Source organism: Shewanella violacea DSS12 (assembly GCF_000091325.1).
In the GTDB taxonomy this organism is placed as follows: Bacteria; Pseudomonadota; Gammaproteobacteria; order Enterobacterales; family Shewanellaceae; genus Shewanella; species Shewanella violacea.
The window spans coordinates 4876378-4891203 of sequence record NC_014012.1 but is presented as its reverse complement, the minus strand read 5'-3'; the positions used below and the strand labels follow the sequence as shown (position 1 = coordinate 4891203).

Annotated in this window: 13 protein-coding genes; 6 read left to right on the top strand and 7 right to left on the bottom strand. The window is 45.9% G+C overall.

All coding sequences use genetic code 11. The features are described 5' to 3' along the window. Positions 1 to 110: 110 nt before the first annotated feature. A complete protein-coding gene (locus SVI_RS20325) occupies positions 111 to 1907 on the top strand; it encodes an AMP-dependent synthetase/ligase (protein WP_013053543.1) in 1797 nt (598 codons plus the stop codon). Between the two features lie 2 nt (positions 1908 to 1909). On the opposite strand, the gene SVI_RS21725 is transcribed toward SVI_RS20325, so the two are convergent. After that, positions 1910 to 2095: a hypothetical protein gene (locus SVI_RS21725; protein WP_013053542.1), complete on the bottom strand. Its 186-nt coding sequence runs from the start codon at positions 2093 to 2095 to the stop codon at positions 1910 to 1912. 114 nt (positions 2096 to 2209) lie between these two features. Here SVI_RS21725 and SVI_RS20315 point away from each other — a divergent pair, with 114 nt between their 5' ends. Then, a complete protein-coding gene (locus SVI_RS20315; RefSeq protein ID WP_013053541.1) occupies positions 2210 to 2614 on the top strand; it encodes an acyl-CoA thioesterase in 405 nt (134 codons plus the stop codon). 159 nt (positions 2615 to 2773) lie between these two features. On the opposite strand, the gene SVI_RS20310 is transcribed toward SVI_RS20315, so the two are convergent. Beyond that, a complete protein-coding gene (locus tag SVI_RS20310) occupies positions 2774 to 3205 on the bottom strand; it encodes an acyl-CoA thioesterase (protein WP_013053540.1) in 432 nt (143 codons plus the stop codon). A gap of 127 nt (positions 3206 to 3332) precedes the next feature. Continuing rightward, positions 3333 to 4010, bottom strand: a complete 678-nt coding sequence (gene mtnC, locus SVI_RS20305) for an acireductone synthase (protein WP_013053539.1) — start codon at positions 4008 to 4010, stop codon at positions 3333 to 3335. A gap of 285 nt (positions 4011 to 4295) precedes the next feature. Between mtnC and SVI_RS20300 the strand changes: the two genes are divergently transcribed. Both SVI_RS20300 and SVI_RS20295 read left to right on the top strand, forming a co-directional pair. Then, positions 4296 to 5480, top strand: a complete 1185-nt coding sequence (locus tag SVI_RS20300) for an alpha/beta hydrolase-fold protein (protein WP_013053538.1) — start codon at positions 4296 to 4298, stop codon at positions 5478 to 5480. Positions 5481 to 6164: 684 nt separating this feature from the next. After that, positions 6165 to 8291: a TonB-dependent receptor family protein gene (locus SVI_RS20295; RefSeq protein WP_013053536.1), complete on the top strand. Its 2127-nt coding sequence runs from the start codon at positions 6165 to 6167 to the stop codon at positions 8289 to 8291. Positions 8292 to 8532: 241 nt separating this feature from the next. Here SVI_RS20295 and SVI_RS20290 read toward each other — a convergent pair whose 3' ends face one another. The 4 genes from SVI_RS20290 to hutI all read right to left on the bottom strand — a co-directional run bounded on the left by SVI_RS20290 (position 8533) and on the right by hutI (position 12091). Further along, positions 8533 to 9258, bottom strand: a complete 726-nt coding sequence (locus SVI_RS20290) for an AraC family transcriptional regulator (protein ID WP_013053535.1) — start codon at positions 9256 to 9258, stop codon at positions 8533 to 8535. Between the two features lie 155 nt (positions 9259 to 9413). Continuing rightward, positions 9414 to 9593, bottom strand: a complete 180-nt coding sequence (locus SVI_RS21650; RefSeq protein WP_013053534.1) for a hypothetical protein — start codon at positions 9591 to 9593, stop codon at positions 9414 to 9416. A 138-nt stretch (positions 9594 to 9731) separates the two neighbouring features. Further along, positions 9732 to 10220, bottom strand: coding sequence for a nuclear transport factor 2 family protein (locus SVI_RS20285; RefSeq protein ID WP_041420137.1), 489 nt, complete (start codon positions 10218 to 10220; stop codon positions 9732 to 9734). 644 nt (positions 10221 to 10864) lie between these two features. Continuing rightward, positions 10865 to 12091 (bottom strand): imidazolonepropionase, encoded by a 1227-nt coding sequence (gene hutI, locus SVI_RS20280; RefSeq protein WP_013053531.1) that lies wholly within the window; start codon positions 12089 to 12091, stop codon positions 10865 to 10867. 210 nt (positions 12092 to 12301) lie between these two features. On the opposite strand from hutI, the gene hutC reads away from it, so the two are divergent. Next, complete coding sequence (gene hutC, locus SVI_RS20275) at positions 12302 to 13003, top strand: histidine utilization repressor (protein WP_013053530.1); 702 nt, start codon at positions 12302 to 12304, stop codon at positions 13001 to 13003. A gap of 135 nt (positions 13004 to 13138) precedes the next feature. Next, on the top strand, positions 13139 to 14824 hold the full coding sequence (gene hutU, locus SVI_RS20270; RefSeq protein ID WP_013053529.1) for a urocanate hydratase: 1686 nt from the start codon (positions 13139 to 13141) through the stop codon (positions 14822 to 14824). The last annotated feature ends 2 nt before the right edge of the window (positions 14825 to 14826 follow it).

Below are 14826 nucleotides of genomic sequence, written 5' to 3'. Positions count from 1 at the left end.
TGTGTGGTCGAACTAACAAAATCCGAGCAATTGCTCTTATTTTTCTTAGGGCATTCGCGTAAAATGCCCCGAAACAGGAACACCTGTACGCTTAAAAAGGCCCCAAATATATGTCACTCGAGCAGTATCATTTAACACGTTTAATCAAGCAGCAGAGCCTGCAACTCGGCGATGCTATTGCACTCGAAGGATATGAAATGGCGGCCCCATGGTATCAGGTGAGCTGGAGAAATTTCGATAGCATTAGCACTCGGGTAGCCCAAGCCTTGATTCACTTTGGCTTCGAGGCTCAAGATCGCGTGGTCATACTTGCCCAGAACAGCCCTCAGTGGACCTGTGCCGATATTGGCAGCCTTAAGACTCGCGCCGTTGTGGTACCTATCTATCCGACAAGTACCTTTGGCCAGGCCAGTTATATTGTCGATGATGCCGAGGCGAAACTTATATTCGCTGGCGATCAAACTCATTATGAGATGGCCTGTAAACTGACCCAAGTCTGTAACAGCCTAGTACAGGTTGTGGTGTTCGATAAGAGTGTCACCCTAGAAGACAATGAAAACCATCATTACTTCGATGACCTTATTGCTGATACTTATCCGGAAAAGACGCTTATAGAGTTGGACAAGCGACTGGAGGCGGCCAACTTAGACGATCTGCTTACGCTGATCTATACCTCTGGAACGACAGGTGATCCAAAAGGCGTGATGTTGGATTATCGCAATATCGCCTCTATGGTGCGTCAGCACGATAACTTCCTGCCATTTACTCCCGGTGATGTGTCTCTGGCCTTCCTGCCTTTGAGCCATGTGTTTGAGCGCGGTTGGAGCTTCTATGTACTTTGTCGTGGCGGCCATAACGTCTATCTGAATAACCCTATGGCAGTAAAAGAAGCCATAGTCCAAGTGCGTCCACACACGCTTTGTGTGGTACCAAGATTTTTAGAGAAGGTGTATAGCGCGGTTCAGGATACAGTCTCTAAGGCGCCGAGTAGCCGTCAGAAGCTGTTTGCATGGGCCATGAATCTGGGTCATAGGCAATCTGAAGTGGGTCAGGGCCGTGAGAAGGCATCATTTTGTTTGAGCCTACAATGGAAATTGGCCGATAAACTAGTGTTTAGCAAGCTTAAGCAGGTATTGGGCGGACGTCTCAAGTTTATGCCTGTAGGTGGAGCGGCACTGGATCCTACCGTAAGCGCTTTCTTCCAGAGCATCGACGTACCTGTGTTGTGTGGTTATGGCATGACAGAAACGACGGCGACAGCCACCTGTAATACCTTAGCTAATCGCGTGCCTGGTTCTAACGGCAAGGTCATACCTGAGGTCGAGATAAAACTAGGTAAAGATAACGAGATTTTAGTGCGCGGCGATACTGTGATGCGTGGTTATTATAATCGCCCTCAAGAAACTGCCGATACCTTCGAAGATGGCTGGTTGAAGACCGGCGATGCAGGCCGTATAGATGAGCAAGGCAACCTGTTTATCACCGACCGCATTAAGGAGTTGATGAAGACCTCGAACGGTAAGTATATCGCTCCTCAGCGCGTCGAAGGTAAGTTGGCTTGTTGTCCTTTCATCGAGCAAGTAGCCATAGTGGCCGATGCTAAGAACTATGTCACCGCCTTGATCGTGCCAGCCTTTCAGCCGTTAGAGACTTGGGCTAAAGAGCAAGGGCTGCATTATGATTCGCCCATGGATCTGTTACGTCACAGCCAAGTTATTGAGCATTATGAGCAACGCCTCAAGATACTGCAGAGCGATCTAGCCGGCTTCGAGAAGATTAAGAAGTTTACTCTATTGCCGGAAGCCTTTTCTATGGAAGCGGGTCTTATCACGCCGACCATGAAGTTACGTCGTAAGGTGATTTATCATAAGTATGCCAGTGAAATCAGTGCCATGTATGGTCGATAAACTCAGGTTAAATCGATTCTAGTGATGATGAAGGGATGCTTAGGCATCCCTTTTTTGATTGAGAATTCTGAAGGATGCAGGGCTTCAAGTTTTAATTTTGTCCAGCATTCCGGCATTCCGGCATTCCAGCATTCCAGCATTCCAGCATTCCGGCATTCCAGCATTCCGGCATTCCAGCATTCCAGCATTCCAGCATTCCAGCATTCCAGCTTATAGCGGCCTATTGATTGAATCCTAATAAAAACTCAGTTAACGTCAGTGGGATAAAAATAATAACACCCCATTAAAATAGGATATTTATCGTGCCAGAGACCTTTTTCAGCTTAGATATTCAACCAAGATTCAACGAGACCGATGGTCTGGGCCATATCAATAACACAGTACTTCCTGTGTGGTTTGAGGCTGCACGTGAGCCGGTATTCGAGATCTTCAATCCAAGCCTGGACCTAAGTCAGTGGAACCTGATAGTGGCAGGTTTTACTATCGCTTATACTTCGCCGACGAATTATGGTTCTAGGGTATCGGTAAAAACTTGGATCAGCCGGGTGGGAAATTCTAGCTTCGAGGTGGCTCAGCAGAGCTGGCAGGGCGGTAAGATGACAGCAGAAGCTAAGACGACTCTGGTGCATTACGATTACGGCATAGAAAAGAGTCAGCCTATTTCAGCCGAGGTTAAATCTAAACTTGAAACGCTGACTGGAGAATAGTTAGCGCTCGTTGTTTATAGAAGCTTAGTTATTAACAAGAAGCTATAAAAAAATCATGTCCATACCAAGAGCTAGCCACTAGATCTAGGCTAGCTCACATCTAAGCCGCTTATCTAGCTGTTCGCCCCTAATTTAGGAATACTGGTGTCATTACTCTCGTTATGCCTCAGCATAGCTCCTGAGTGCATCGAGTAATTCAGGGGCCAGTGTCGCTTTCTTGCCTGTGTTGAAGTTAAACATCACCACTTGTGAGCTACCTAAGGTAGTTATTGCCGCTTGAGCCTTGCTGAAAACCGTGTAGTTCATCATGAAACGGTCGGCCTTGATATCGCTGATTTTAACACCGACTAACAAGGTGTCGGGAAAGGTGACGGGGCGTTTATAGCGGGCATTATTATCGCTCAGTACCGGACCGACTTGAGTGGCTTGCAGCTGGTCCATCAGGTTTATCTGGCTAAAAAAGTTGATCCTCGCTGTCTCAAAATATCTGAAATAGGCCACGTTATTCACGTGCTGCAAGGCATCCATTTCGCCCCAGGCGACGGTGATCTCTGTGTAGACAGGGTTCTCTGCAATAAACTTATCTAGCATGGTGCCTCTCGTTATTAAAACGCTTGTTTAACTTGAGAAGTAGCATAGCAGCATGTCAGGAAGCGAACAACAGGTGTAAAAAAGGGCACTCAAAGCTGAGTACCCTGTTTAAAGTTTATGCTGTTAATTAGAATTTGAGCTCAGCGAAGCTAGTGATCTGCTTGTGGCTGCCTGTACGCTGATCATCAGAGCGAACCATCTGAATAGTGCGCATACCTGCTTCTTCTGCCGCTTTAAGTTCTTCTACTACATCAGAGATATACAGAACCTGCTTAGGCGCTAAGCTGATGGTGTTGATTATGTTGCAGTAAGCCTGTTTGAACAGCTTGTTTCCAGTACGGGTATCGAAGTGACCATCAAACTTAGGAGTTAGGTCACCGCCATCACTGTGAGCAAACAGCAGCTTCTGGGCTTCAGCTGAGCCAGATGAGAAGCTGTAAATACGCATATTTTGCTGCTTAATGCCATCGATAGCCTGAATAAAATCAGGGAAGATATGACCGGTGAATTCTCCCTTGGCATAACCTTGCTTCCAGATTAAGCCTTGTAGTGTCTTAAGCGGCGTGGCTTTTCTGTCTTCGGCTACCCACTGCTGTAGGATTTCGACAACTCGCTCAAGTGAAGCATCAGGCTCTAGAGCGATATCTCTCACATCACAGATGCAGTTTTCTACTAAAACATTGTGTTGATTTTCTTTTAGAAAATCTGGGAGTGCCTTGGCTGAATAAGGAAAAAGCGTGTCCTTAATAAAGCTAAGATCGGTTGTTGTACCTGCTGTATCTACAATTATGGCTCTGATACCCATGATTACTCCACAATGTGTCCGGAATCGATGTTCCAGTAACTGATAATGTTATTTTCAACGTCGATCCTAAGCTGAAATCTTTGTTATTACTAGCCTAATAGGTGAACAAAATGTATTAAATTTACCAGATATGCCACATTAATTTGTATATAAAGCTTGATAGTGATCTATCAGTTACTTTGGCCCAGCATAAACTGGGATTTAACTGAGCTTGCTCAAGGAATAGTCAAAGACAAAAAAGGGTGTTAGCTTGGCTGCTTATCAAAAATCACAGGGATGAAAATAATGATAAAACAGCTGATATTAGCGCTGCCTCTATTCATTAGCTTGGTATTAAGCAGTGGAGCGAGTCTGGCTGATAACCTGGATAAGCAGTCACGGAACACGACTCTGGATGTCACCACTTCACTATCAGATAAGCCTATCTCTTTCACTGTAACCTTACCGCCAAGTTACTTTAAAAATACAGATAAGCGTTATCCGGTCATGTTCGACTTTCATCCCCGAAGCCAAGCATATCTCAATGGAATGCATGACTGGATGAGTCATAATGGCGACTGGCCCTGGCTAGAAACCATTATTGTGACCGCGCCCGACGACAATAAAATTTTAGGTGACTGGAAAAAATTAGCCATAGATGAACGAGGCGATACTAAGCTGCTGGATTTTATGCAGCAAGGGCTCCTTCCTGCTATCGACAAGCAATATAGAAGCAATGGCTTTCGCATCATGAATGGTTTTACCGGTAATGCGGGACTTGGCTTATATACCCTAATTAATCGTCCCGATTTGTTTAATGCCTACTTTGTCGCAAGCCCGGTATTGAGTGACGACTTCGCTTATGTCATCAAGGATGCACCAAAGAAGCTTGCCGCCATGAAGGGCAAGCCAAGATTCCTGTTTATGAGTACTAGTGATAGTGGCTTCGAGCAGAGACAGCTAGCCAGCTTCGCCGAGATGGAAAAGATAATAAAGGATAACGCCACGCCAACCTTGGATTATCGTATTAAACGCTTCGACGGTACTTATTATATGACTCAGCCGATTCTGGCGACGGCCTATGGCATAGAGCTGCTGTTCAACGACTATCACCAGGTGCTAAAACCAGACTCGCAGATATCACGTCAGGGGCCAGAGGCGATACTCGCTCATTACAAATACCTCTCACAAGAGAAGTATGGCTTCGAAGTGCCTGCAACCGATTCTTTGATAGCCTTAGCCAAGGCAGAGTCTGACAAGGGTACTAAAAAGGGAACTGATAAAGCCTTAGATATCTATCTGCTCGCAGTTAAATCATATCCGAATTCACATACTGCCCAAGACGCATTAGCGCTGGCGTATGCAGAGGAGGAAGAGTTTGACCTAGCCATACAGCATGAACAATTAGCCTTGGATAATACAGATCATCCATTTTGGACTAACAAGTATTCACAGAGTTTGGCGGCTTTTAAGGCTAATAAGCTGCTTTAAACAGGATGAGCGGGTTATCAGGGCATTCGATTGCAACTTAAGGCGACTCTTAGCTGGCATGATAGCTTTTAGTCGTCATGACAGCTTTGGTGCTTATACCTATTGGTATTAGGTTATTTGTCAGGAGTAAAACCATGTCACCTTTTAGGTATTCGCCTCCTAGGTAATCACTTATAGCAGTAAGATCCCCCTTGTTTTTTTAGTCATTGACTGCAATTTCGGCCCCTTCCTTTCCCATATCAAGATGAGTCACTGAAGAGCTTCCCTGGCTGCCTAAGATAGGGCATCTCCGAACACCTAGTAGAAAATCCGCCATAAGTGAGTAAGCAAGGTGACGGCCTAGAAACCTAAATAGCAATTATTCAGAATAACGCTCATTTACGTTCGTTAAGGTTTTGCTACGCAACTATAAAAGGGATTAAATATAGTTAGATACAAGTTTAATGACATGTAACATCCTGATAACCATAGGTAAATAAAATAGAAAAAACTTGACCGACCAACATAAATAATAACAATAACGATTATCGTTTAATTCGGTCTGGTAAATGTAGGCTTAAGCTTGGCTGGCATAGCTAAATTACTCGATGCCTGTGCCCTTGGGAGTCTTGTTTCTCGAGTGTCCAGATTGGAAATAGCCCGACAGGGCATTTAAACACTACGAGTTATATCAAGGAATAAACCATGTTCATGCCAAATCAGGGATTAAAATTAACCGCGCTTTCCGTGGCCATAACCGCCAGTATTGCCTGTCCTTTCGCCTTTGCCGATCAGGATGCACCCGCTATGGAAGTGATGCAGGTCAAGGGCAGTGTGCTGGGAAATTCGGAAATCGCCGATCTAAAAACCTATGCAGGTAACCGCAGTATCATTACCCATGACAAGATGGAACGTACCGCAGTGCGCTCCATAGATACCGCATTGCAGCAGATCCCGGGGATTAAAATTAAGGATGAAACAGGCACAGGCGTGTTACCTAATGTCTCGGTTCGTGGTTTAGATAGCAGTCGCAGTGGTTATGCTCAGTTCTTAATGGACGGCATTCCAATGACTCTAGCGCCTTATGGTCACACGGGGCAGTCGTTGTTTCCGGCAACCTTGTTTATGATCGATCGTATCGATGTGGCTCGCGGTGGTGCTTCGGTGCAATACGGCCCCAACAACGTAGGTGGGGTGATCAATCTGATATCAAAACCTATCTCCACCGATTGGGAGACCACGCTCAATGAGAAAATGACCTTTTTCGGTAGTGGTAAGAATCTTTACGACACTAACCTGAGTACTGGTGGTGCGGTTAATGATGATTTCTCCATGCGTTTTGACGCTAACTTCACTAAGGGTGAGTCATTCAGAGATCACTCTGACACAGATGTGAAGAACATCATGTTGAAAACCGTGTGGAACATAGACAGCAACAATAGTATCGATGCTAACTTCCAGTATTATGATGCGTTTTCTGAACTGCCTGGAGCCCTCAATACTCAGGCTTATGAAGATGACAGGACTCAATCTCTTAGGCCCAACGATGAATTTAATGCGGATACCAAACGTATCACGGTTAAGTACAGTCATACACTCGATGACTCGTCCCTATACGATTATGGCGAACTTGAATTGCTTACCTTCGGTAACAAGAGCTCACGTAATTTTCAGTGGGATTTCTATAACAAGAATAAAGACACTGATGGCGATTTAGGTAGTCATTGGGGTGACACCACTCAAACTGCTACAGATCTACGTAACTCCCCACGGGAATTCACCGTTTTTGGCATAGAGCCCAAGGCCAACATTTACATCGATGGTGACATCACTCAACACATAATCGCCGGTATTCGCTATGTTAACGAAGACATCAGTTATCAGCTCAATGAGACGGATAATACGACCTTAGTCACTACCAGTCCGAGAGACTGGCACATGGATACCAATGCCATGGCTTATTACATCAGTAATGAACTTGGGTTCTTCGATGACAAACTCACCTTAACGCCGGGCATTCGCTTAGAAGATGTGCGTATGGAGTTCACTAATCTGGGACAGGGCTACAGCCAAGATAACCATGTCACCGAATGGCTACCAGGTATCACCTTAGGCTATGAGTTTTCCGATTCATGGTTCGCCTATACCAACGCCCAGCGTTCACTGCGTACGCCACAGATATCACAACTATGGCCAGAAGGTCAGACGTTAGAGTCGGAGCTGGCATGGAACTATGAAGCCGGAGTGCGTTTCACTCCAACCGATACCAGCAGCCTGACCTTGGCCGCCTATCGCATCGATTTCGAGAATAAGGCCGAGTACGACAAGGATATCAGCTTGTTCGTAAACATAGGCGAGACCCGTAACCAAGGTATAGAGCTGGAAGGTACTTATTCGCCGGAGTCATTGCCGGATCTTAGTCTAACTGGTGCCTATAACTACCTGGATACGGAACAACTCGAGGGTGAGTTTGCCGGTAATCAGCTGCCTTATGTGTCTAAGCACCAGCTATCGGCCAGTGTGTTATACAGCTTTGACCAGGTTGATTTAGGCTTAATGGCCTATTACTACAGCAAGTCATTTGCAGATTTAGCTAACAGTGTCGAAGAGAATGATGCGGGTACAGCTGGGGAAATACCTGACTATACCGTGGTGAACTTCAACATAAGTACTGAGATATTCAAGCAGAATGATCAGGGATTAAAAGTAGGCTTATCGGTCAACAACCTGTTCGACAATGAATATTACTTCAGAGGATTAGACGTCTCTCCAGCAGGACGAGTAGCGGCTCCAGGACGCTCATTCAGCCTAGACTTAACCTATAATTTTTAAGTAACTTTACTCCATAAAAAATAGATAACCATGAAGTTATGGTTATCTATTTCCTGTGATAGCTTATTTATAGCACTAGTTGATAGACCCGTGCGATGGATCAACGCATAGCTGCTGCCATAGACAAACTTATTCCAAGTAATAATAATTTAGACATACTGATTTCCTCTCTATCAATAACAAACATGATAGCGAAATCAGCTAATACGCACCGTCACTTAAACGACATCAGCTTTAGAGTTTACGCCAAAGTCTCATCAGTAGTTCTACGGTAGGCATGAAATGCTGCGGAATATGCTGAGAGGCTGGCATAGCCCAACTCAAAAGCTATCTGAGTCGCCTTTTGCCCGTCTCGTTGTAATTGTTTGGCTTTTTCCATCACTACGCGACTTCTAACGTCACGGAATGAACATTGAAAGTGCTGTTTGAATAATCGATTTAAGGTACGCGTTGATGCTCCACAGGTTTCAGCATATTCATCAAGCTGGATCTTAATATTCGGAACCTTAGTTAAGGCATTAATCACTGGGAGTAAACGCCGGTCAAGCTCGCCTTTTGAGGCCATCATGCTGGCGGATGGAGAAGTTCGTGCAATTTGATCTTTAAGGACCCAGTCGTAATGCAACTGGGCCTGAGAGTCGTGCGGCAATAATCCATTTTTCTTCATCGACATGATTTGGATAATCAGTGGTGTCAGTTCAAGGCTGCAAATACTGTCACCCAAATTCATCATGTCAGCGTCTGTAGAATACATAAGAGACAGGGTCGAGTGTTTCAAGCCTTCCGCTTTATGCTCTACATTTGGGGGCAACCAAATTAATTGGCCCGCAAGAGCCAAGATACTGTTTGTTCGTGTATAAATCACTTGGCAGCCGATATGCACATAAACTAATTGGGCAGAATTATGGCAATGAAACGGTGCCTTTTCTTGTGCCCCAACAATTTGTAATGTATGAGAAAATAACATAGTGGTTAGCCCCTGTTTTTAGATGTTTTTGGGTTTCTCAAAATACACTTTTCGAATGTCATCGGAGACAGATCGTTATTACTAGCATGATTTCGTACAGGATTATAGAAATAGTCAATCTAGTTAATACTGATTTCAACGGGTATGTTGCACATTTAGGCACTGAAGATATTAGCGCCTTCTTTGTCAGGGAAGGCCTTCTTACTAGGCATAAGAAGGCATCTATCCAATGAGTCTATTTTAGGTGTGTTGTTCATTGACCAGCCATGGATATCAGTTAATGGAAATAGCCATTGGAGTGCCAATATTGTCGATGCCGCAGTGATAAAATCCAAGATGACCCGATCTGTTTTGGCGCGGGTCTATGCTAGATTTTGAATGGACTGAAATGTTTAAAAAGCATAGAGTCAGATGCTTGAACTCTTGTGGAATGGGCATAAGATAAAAAGCTTAGTGATTTACTCCGATGCTGACTATTCCGTCCTAGAGCCTAAGTCACTATCTTCACTGCTTCCTTTCACCAGAGTATTCAATTCATCAACCTTAGTTAATTTTCCATCCTTAAAATAGTAAAAGGCCAAGAATCTTAATACCGCTTCAGAGCCATCTTTCTTAGTTAAAGCAATGGTGTGAATTTCTGAAATAACACCATCGTTATCAACATTTACGTCTTCAAAATTTATCTTTGCACCTAATAGCGACTCAGTAAGAACTGTTGAGTGTGCTAAAAACTTATCTCTGTTATTTGTCCCGCCTGCAAAAACTTGCACAAAGTCATCAGAGAGCAGTCTATCTAATTCACTGGGGTTATTTAAAAAAATCTCAAATGTTTGTTTTAGAAATCGATTTGCTTCTGGGTGACTCAAATCATTGAATTTTATTTCGACAGGTATGGCCTGACTAAAAGCGCTAAATCCGAGTAATGATAAGCAGAATAATTTTGTATGCATAAACTTTTTCATGTCTATTCCTCTTTTAAAGTGTCTGCTTAATATATAAGTTAACTTGTCGTTAATCTTTCGAGATAACGCCACCTTATACAGGCCTTACGCCAAAATAATAAAGAGGAGGGGGTAACAGAAGAGGTAAATTATCCAGTGTAGATGGGGCTGCGAGCTTCCAAAACAGGGATGTTTTGGTAGAGCCTATAGGGACATATTTACGGCGTCTCGCAGAAGTATCTGCACATTAGGCGAACCGCAGGTTATAAATTACAGCAAAGTTATAGGCACCATAAAACTGCCAAGTACCCATATCGCCAGATGAATAAGTTAGCTATCCCCTTTGAAGCCAAATCGAAGATAAAATTATCCAATGTAGATGCGGTTGCGAGTTTCGGTTTCAGGGTGAGGTATCACGAAGTGATACTCTTCGAACGAGAGGCAGGGATGCCGAACTGGCTTTTAAACATGGAAGTTGTTTGAAATCACAGAGCCTACAGGGATTGTACTTCTTATGAAATCAAGAGCCGGCGTCTCGCAGAAGTATCTGCTGCAAGCAATTGATAACCATGAAGCTATGGTTATCAATCAAGCTGGCTAATTACCACAACCCTGTAGGGTTACAATAAAAACGATGAATCTGCCTCATCGCTCAGGCTGACAGTCTACTGGTGTACCAAATGTCCTGCCTTCACTACTTCAAGGCAAGCCCCAGCCCCATATGTGTAGGCTAACTCTGCCGGAGTGGTAATATCCCATAGACAGAAATCTGCCTGCATGCCGGCTTCGAGCACACCTACCTTATCCTCAATACCTAATGCCTTGGCGGCATTGCGCGTCATACCCGCAAGTGCTTCTTCGGGTGTCAGGCGGAACAGGGTGCAAGCCATGTTGAGCATCAAGAGGCTAGAGCAAAGTGGAGACGACCCTGGGTTATAGTCGCTGGCTATCACTATAGGGACCTTATGTTTGCGCAGCAGCTCTATAGGTGGCATCTGAGTTTCACGTAGGAAGTAGAAAGCGCCGGGTAGCAAGGTGGCGCAGGTGCCGCTTTTACTCATGGCGATAATGCCGTCTTCGTCCAGGTACTCGATATGATCCACCGACTTGGCGCCTAGCTTAGCTGCCATGGCAGAGCCGCCTAAGTTAGACAGTTGCTCGGCATGGAGCTTGATATCTAGGCCCGCTTTTTTAGCGGCGCTCAGCACCCGCTCAGTTTGTTCGACGCTGAAAGCAATATTCTCACAAAAGACATCGGCAGCATCGGCCAAGCCTTCTGCCATGACCGCAGGCAACATCTCATTGATGACCAGATCCACATAGCCATCAACATCATCTTTATATTCAGGGGGGATGGCGTGTGCACCGAGAAAGGTAGTCTTCACATCTACGTGATGATGCTTGCCCAGTTCTCGGGCCACACGCAGTAGTTTGAGCTCTGTCTCGGTATCTAGGCCATAGCCAGATTTTATTTCTATGGTGGTGACTCCCTCTTTTGCGAGGGCATTGAGGCGCTTACGACCCAGCTCAAATAATTCGGCTTCACTGGCTTCACGGCAGGCTTTAACGGTCGAGATGATACCACCGCCGCTGCGGGCTATCTCTTCATAGCTAGCCCCTTGTAGGCGGAGCTCGAATTCGTTGGCTCGGCTACCAGCGAACACTAGATGAGTGTGTGCGTCGATAAGACCTGGGGTTATCCAGCCACCCTTGCCTCTGTAAACCGGCGTTGACAAAACATCAAACTCAGGCAGTTCGGAACGTGGGCCAACCCAGACAATCTTGCCCTCTTTTACTGCAATGGCTGCATCTGTTATCGCTCCATAAGGTGCTGAAACAGAAGGTGACATAGTCGCTACGTTGACGTCAATCCAGACCTGATCCCAAGACATATTTTTTCCTCACTTTTGCAGTGTTGTTATTTTTGCTGAAATAAAAGTGTGATCCAGCTTGTATTTACTTGTATATACAAGCTAGGATTATAGCGGTAATTTTAATCGTTTGAAAAGCATTATTAATACCGAGTTTACGTTTATAGGCATTAGCTTCCAAGTGCTAAATTCTAGGTTCTCATAACGAAAAATTCAAATATAAGGACATGTATGGCGACGCCCAAGTTTGCAGAGATTAAACAGTATATTTTAGCCCGCATCGAATCCGGTGAGTGGGAGGAGCATAGCCGTGTTCCTTCGGAGAACCAGATGGCTGAACTGTTTGAGTGTAGCCGCATGACGGCGCGCCGAGCATTGACTGAGCTCACCGACGATGGCGTACTCGAGCGCTCTCAGGGGTTAGGCACCTTCGTTGCCGAACTTAAGTCCCAGTCTTCCATGATGGCGATTCGTAATATTGCCGATGAGATCAAAGACAGGGGCCATGGTTACAGCGTCAAGCAGCTGGTACTCACCGAGATCCAAGCCATAGCGCCTATTGCCATCGCCTTGGGCTTAGAAACCGGCAGTCCTGTCTACTACTCGGTATTAGTACATTGCGAGCAGGATATTCCCTTACAGCTTGAGGAACGTTTCGTTAACCCTAAGCTTATTCCGGATTATCTACTCCAGGACTTCTCTGTTCAGACCCCCCACGAATACCTGTCTTTGGTGGCACCGCTCACCGAGGCGAGACATACATTAGAGGCTGTGGTAGCCAATAAACATAACCAGCAGCAGCTGCAGATTGAGGCGAGTGAGCCCTGTTTACAGATCTTGCGTCGTACCTGGTCACGCAAAGGTGTGGTGAGCTATGCCAGATTAATTCATCCGGGCAGCAGATTTAGATTAGGTGGTCACCTAACCTTTTAAAGCGCCGTAAATCAGGGCTTTAATTACTGCTGCACGGTAAAGCGAAAATATGTAAATACAATAAGAAACACCATAAAAATAACTAAGTAAAAATAACTTCAGCAACACAAGCAAATTGAAAAGAGGTTTTTTAAGATGGATAAGAGACACGACCCAAGCCGTCGCATAATCGCTCCTCACGGCAGCAAGCTAAGTTGTAAGAGCTGGATGACAGAAGCGCCTATGCGCATGTTGATGAACAACTTGCATCCAGATGTTGCCGAGCGTCCGGAAGATCTAGTGGTCTACGGCGGTATCGGCCGAGCAGCTCGTGATTGGCAGAGCTATGACAAGATCATCGAAGTATTACAGCGTCTGGAAGAAGACGAGACCCTGATGGTGCAGTCAGGCAAGCCTGTTGGCGTGTTCAAGACCCATAGCAATGCACCGCGCGTGATCATTGCTAACTCTAACCTAGTACCACACTGGGCAAACTGGGAGCACTTCAACGAGCTGGATAAGAAAGGTTTGGCCATGTATGGCCAGATGACGGCGGGTTCTTGGATCTATATCGGTTCTCAGGGCATAGTTCAGGGCACCTACGAGACCTTCGTTGCCATGGCTAAGCAACACTTCGGCGGTTCATCGGCGGGTAAGTGGATCTTGACCGGTGGCCTAGGTGGTATGGGCGGCGCTCAACCGTTAGCCGGCACTATGGCTGGTTATTCGGTATTGACCTGTGAAGTCGATGAGACCCGTATCGATTTCCGTATGCGTACTAAATATGTGGATAAGAAAGCCAGCTCTCTCGATGAAGCATTAGCCATGATCGATGCGGCTAAGGCGAGCGGTAAGCCGGTCTCTGTTGGTCTTCTCGGTAATGCGGCGGATGTGTTCGCCGAGCTGGTGGAACGTGGTATTACCCCAGATGTGGTTACCGACCAAACCTCGGCACATGATCCGTTAAACGGCTATTTGCCTCAGGGCTGGACCCTAGAACAAGCTATCGAGATGCGCAAGAAAGATGAAGCGGCTGTAGTGAAGGCGGCTAAGCAGTCTATGGCGGTTCAGGTTCGCGCCATGCTTGCCCTACAGGCGGCGGGTGCTGCGACTACCGATTACGGCAACAACATACGCCAGATGGCTTTCGAAGAAGGCGTGGAAAACGCATTCGACTTCCCGGGTTTCGTGCCTGCCTATGTTCGACCTCTGTTCTGTGAGGGCATAGGTCCTTTCCGTTGGGTGGCTCTATCCGGCGATCCTGAAGATATCTATAAGACAGATGCCAAGGTGAAGGAGTTGATCCCGGATAACCCACAACTGCATAACTGGTTGGACATGGCCCGCGAGCGTATCGCGTTTCAGGGCCTACCAGCGCGCATCTGTTGGGTGGGCTTGAAAGATCGCGCTCGTTTGGCATTAGCCTTCAACGAAATGGTTAAGAGCGGTGAGCTGTCAGCGCCAATCGTTATCGGACGTGATCACTTAGATTCCGGCTCTGTTGCTAGTCCTAACCGTGAAACTGAATCTATGCTCGATGGCTCGGATGCTGTGTCCGATTGGCCCTTGATGAATGCGTTATTAAACACGGCAAGTGGTGCGACTTGGGTTTCTTTGCATCACGGTGGTGGTGTGGGCATGGGCTTTAGCCAACACTCAGGTGTGGTTATTGTTGCCGATGGTAGTGATGATGCTGCTGCGCGTCTTGGACGCGTGCTGTGGAATGACCCTGCCACTGGCGTTATGCGTCATGCCGATGCCGGATACGAACTCGCTAAAAATTGTGCAAAAGAGCAAGGCCTTGACCTGCCAATGCTAGAACAGACTGAAGAAGGTAAATAGAA

Bases quoted from the DNA above. Each gene is read 5' to 3' on its own strand.
- SVI_RS20310 (WP_013053540.1), bottom strand. From the start codon at position 3,205: ATGCTAGATAAGTTTATTGCAGAGAACCCTGTCTACACAGAGATCACC.
- hutC (WP_013053530.1), top strand. From the start codon at position 12,302: ATGGCGACGCCCAAGTTTGCAGAGATTAAACAGTATATTTTAGCCCGC.
- SVI_RS20285 (WP_041420137.1), bottom strand. From the start codon at position 10,220: ATGAAAAAGTTTATGCATACAAAATTATTCTGCTTATCATTACTCGGA.
- hutU (WP_013053529.1), top strand. From the start codon at position 13,139: ATGGATAAGAGACACGACCCAAGCCGTCGCATAATCGCTCCTCACGGC.
- hutI (WP_013053531.1), bottom strand. From the start codon at position 12,091: ATGTCTTGGGATCAGGTCTGGATTGACGTCAACGTAGCGACTATGTCA.
- SVI_RS20290 (WP_013053535.1), bottom strand. From the start codon at position 9,258: ATGTTATTTTCTCATACATTACAAATTGTTGGGGCACAAGAAAAGGCA.
- mtnC (WP_013053539.1), bottom strand. From the start codon at position 4,010: ATGGGTATCAGAGCCATAATTGTAGATACAGCAGGTACAACAACCGAT.
- SVI_RS20325 (WP_013053543.1), top strand. From the start codon at position 111: ATGTCACTCGAGCAGTATCATTTAACACGTTTAATCAAGCAGCAGAGC.
- SVI_RS20295 (WP_013053536.1), top strand. From the start codon at position 6,165: ATGTTCATGCCAAATCAGGGATTAAAATTAACCGCGCTTTCCGTGGCC.
- SVI_RS20300 (WP_013053538.1), top strand. From the start codon at position 4,296: ATGATAAAACAGCTGATATTAGCGCTGCCTCTATTCATTAGCTTGGTA.
- SVI_RS21725 (WP_013053542.1), bottom strand. From the start codon at position 2,095: ATGCTGGAATGCTGGAATGCCGGAATGCTGGAATGCCGGAATGCTGGA.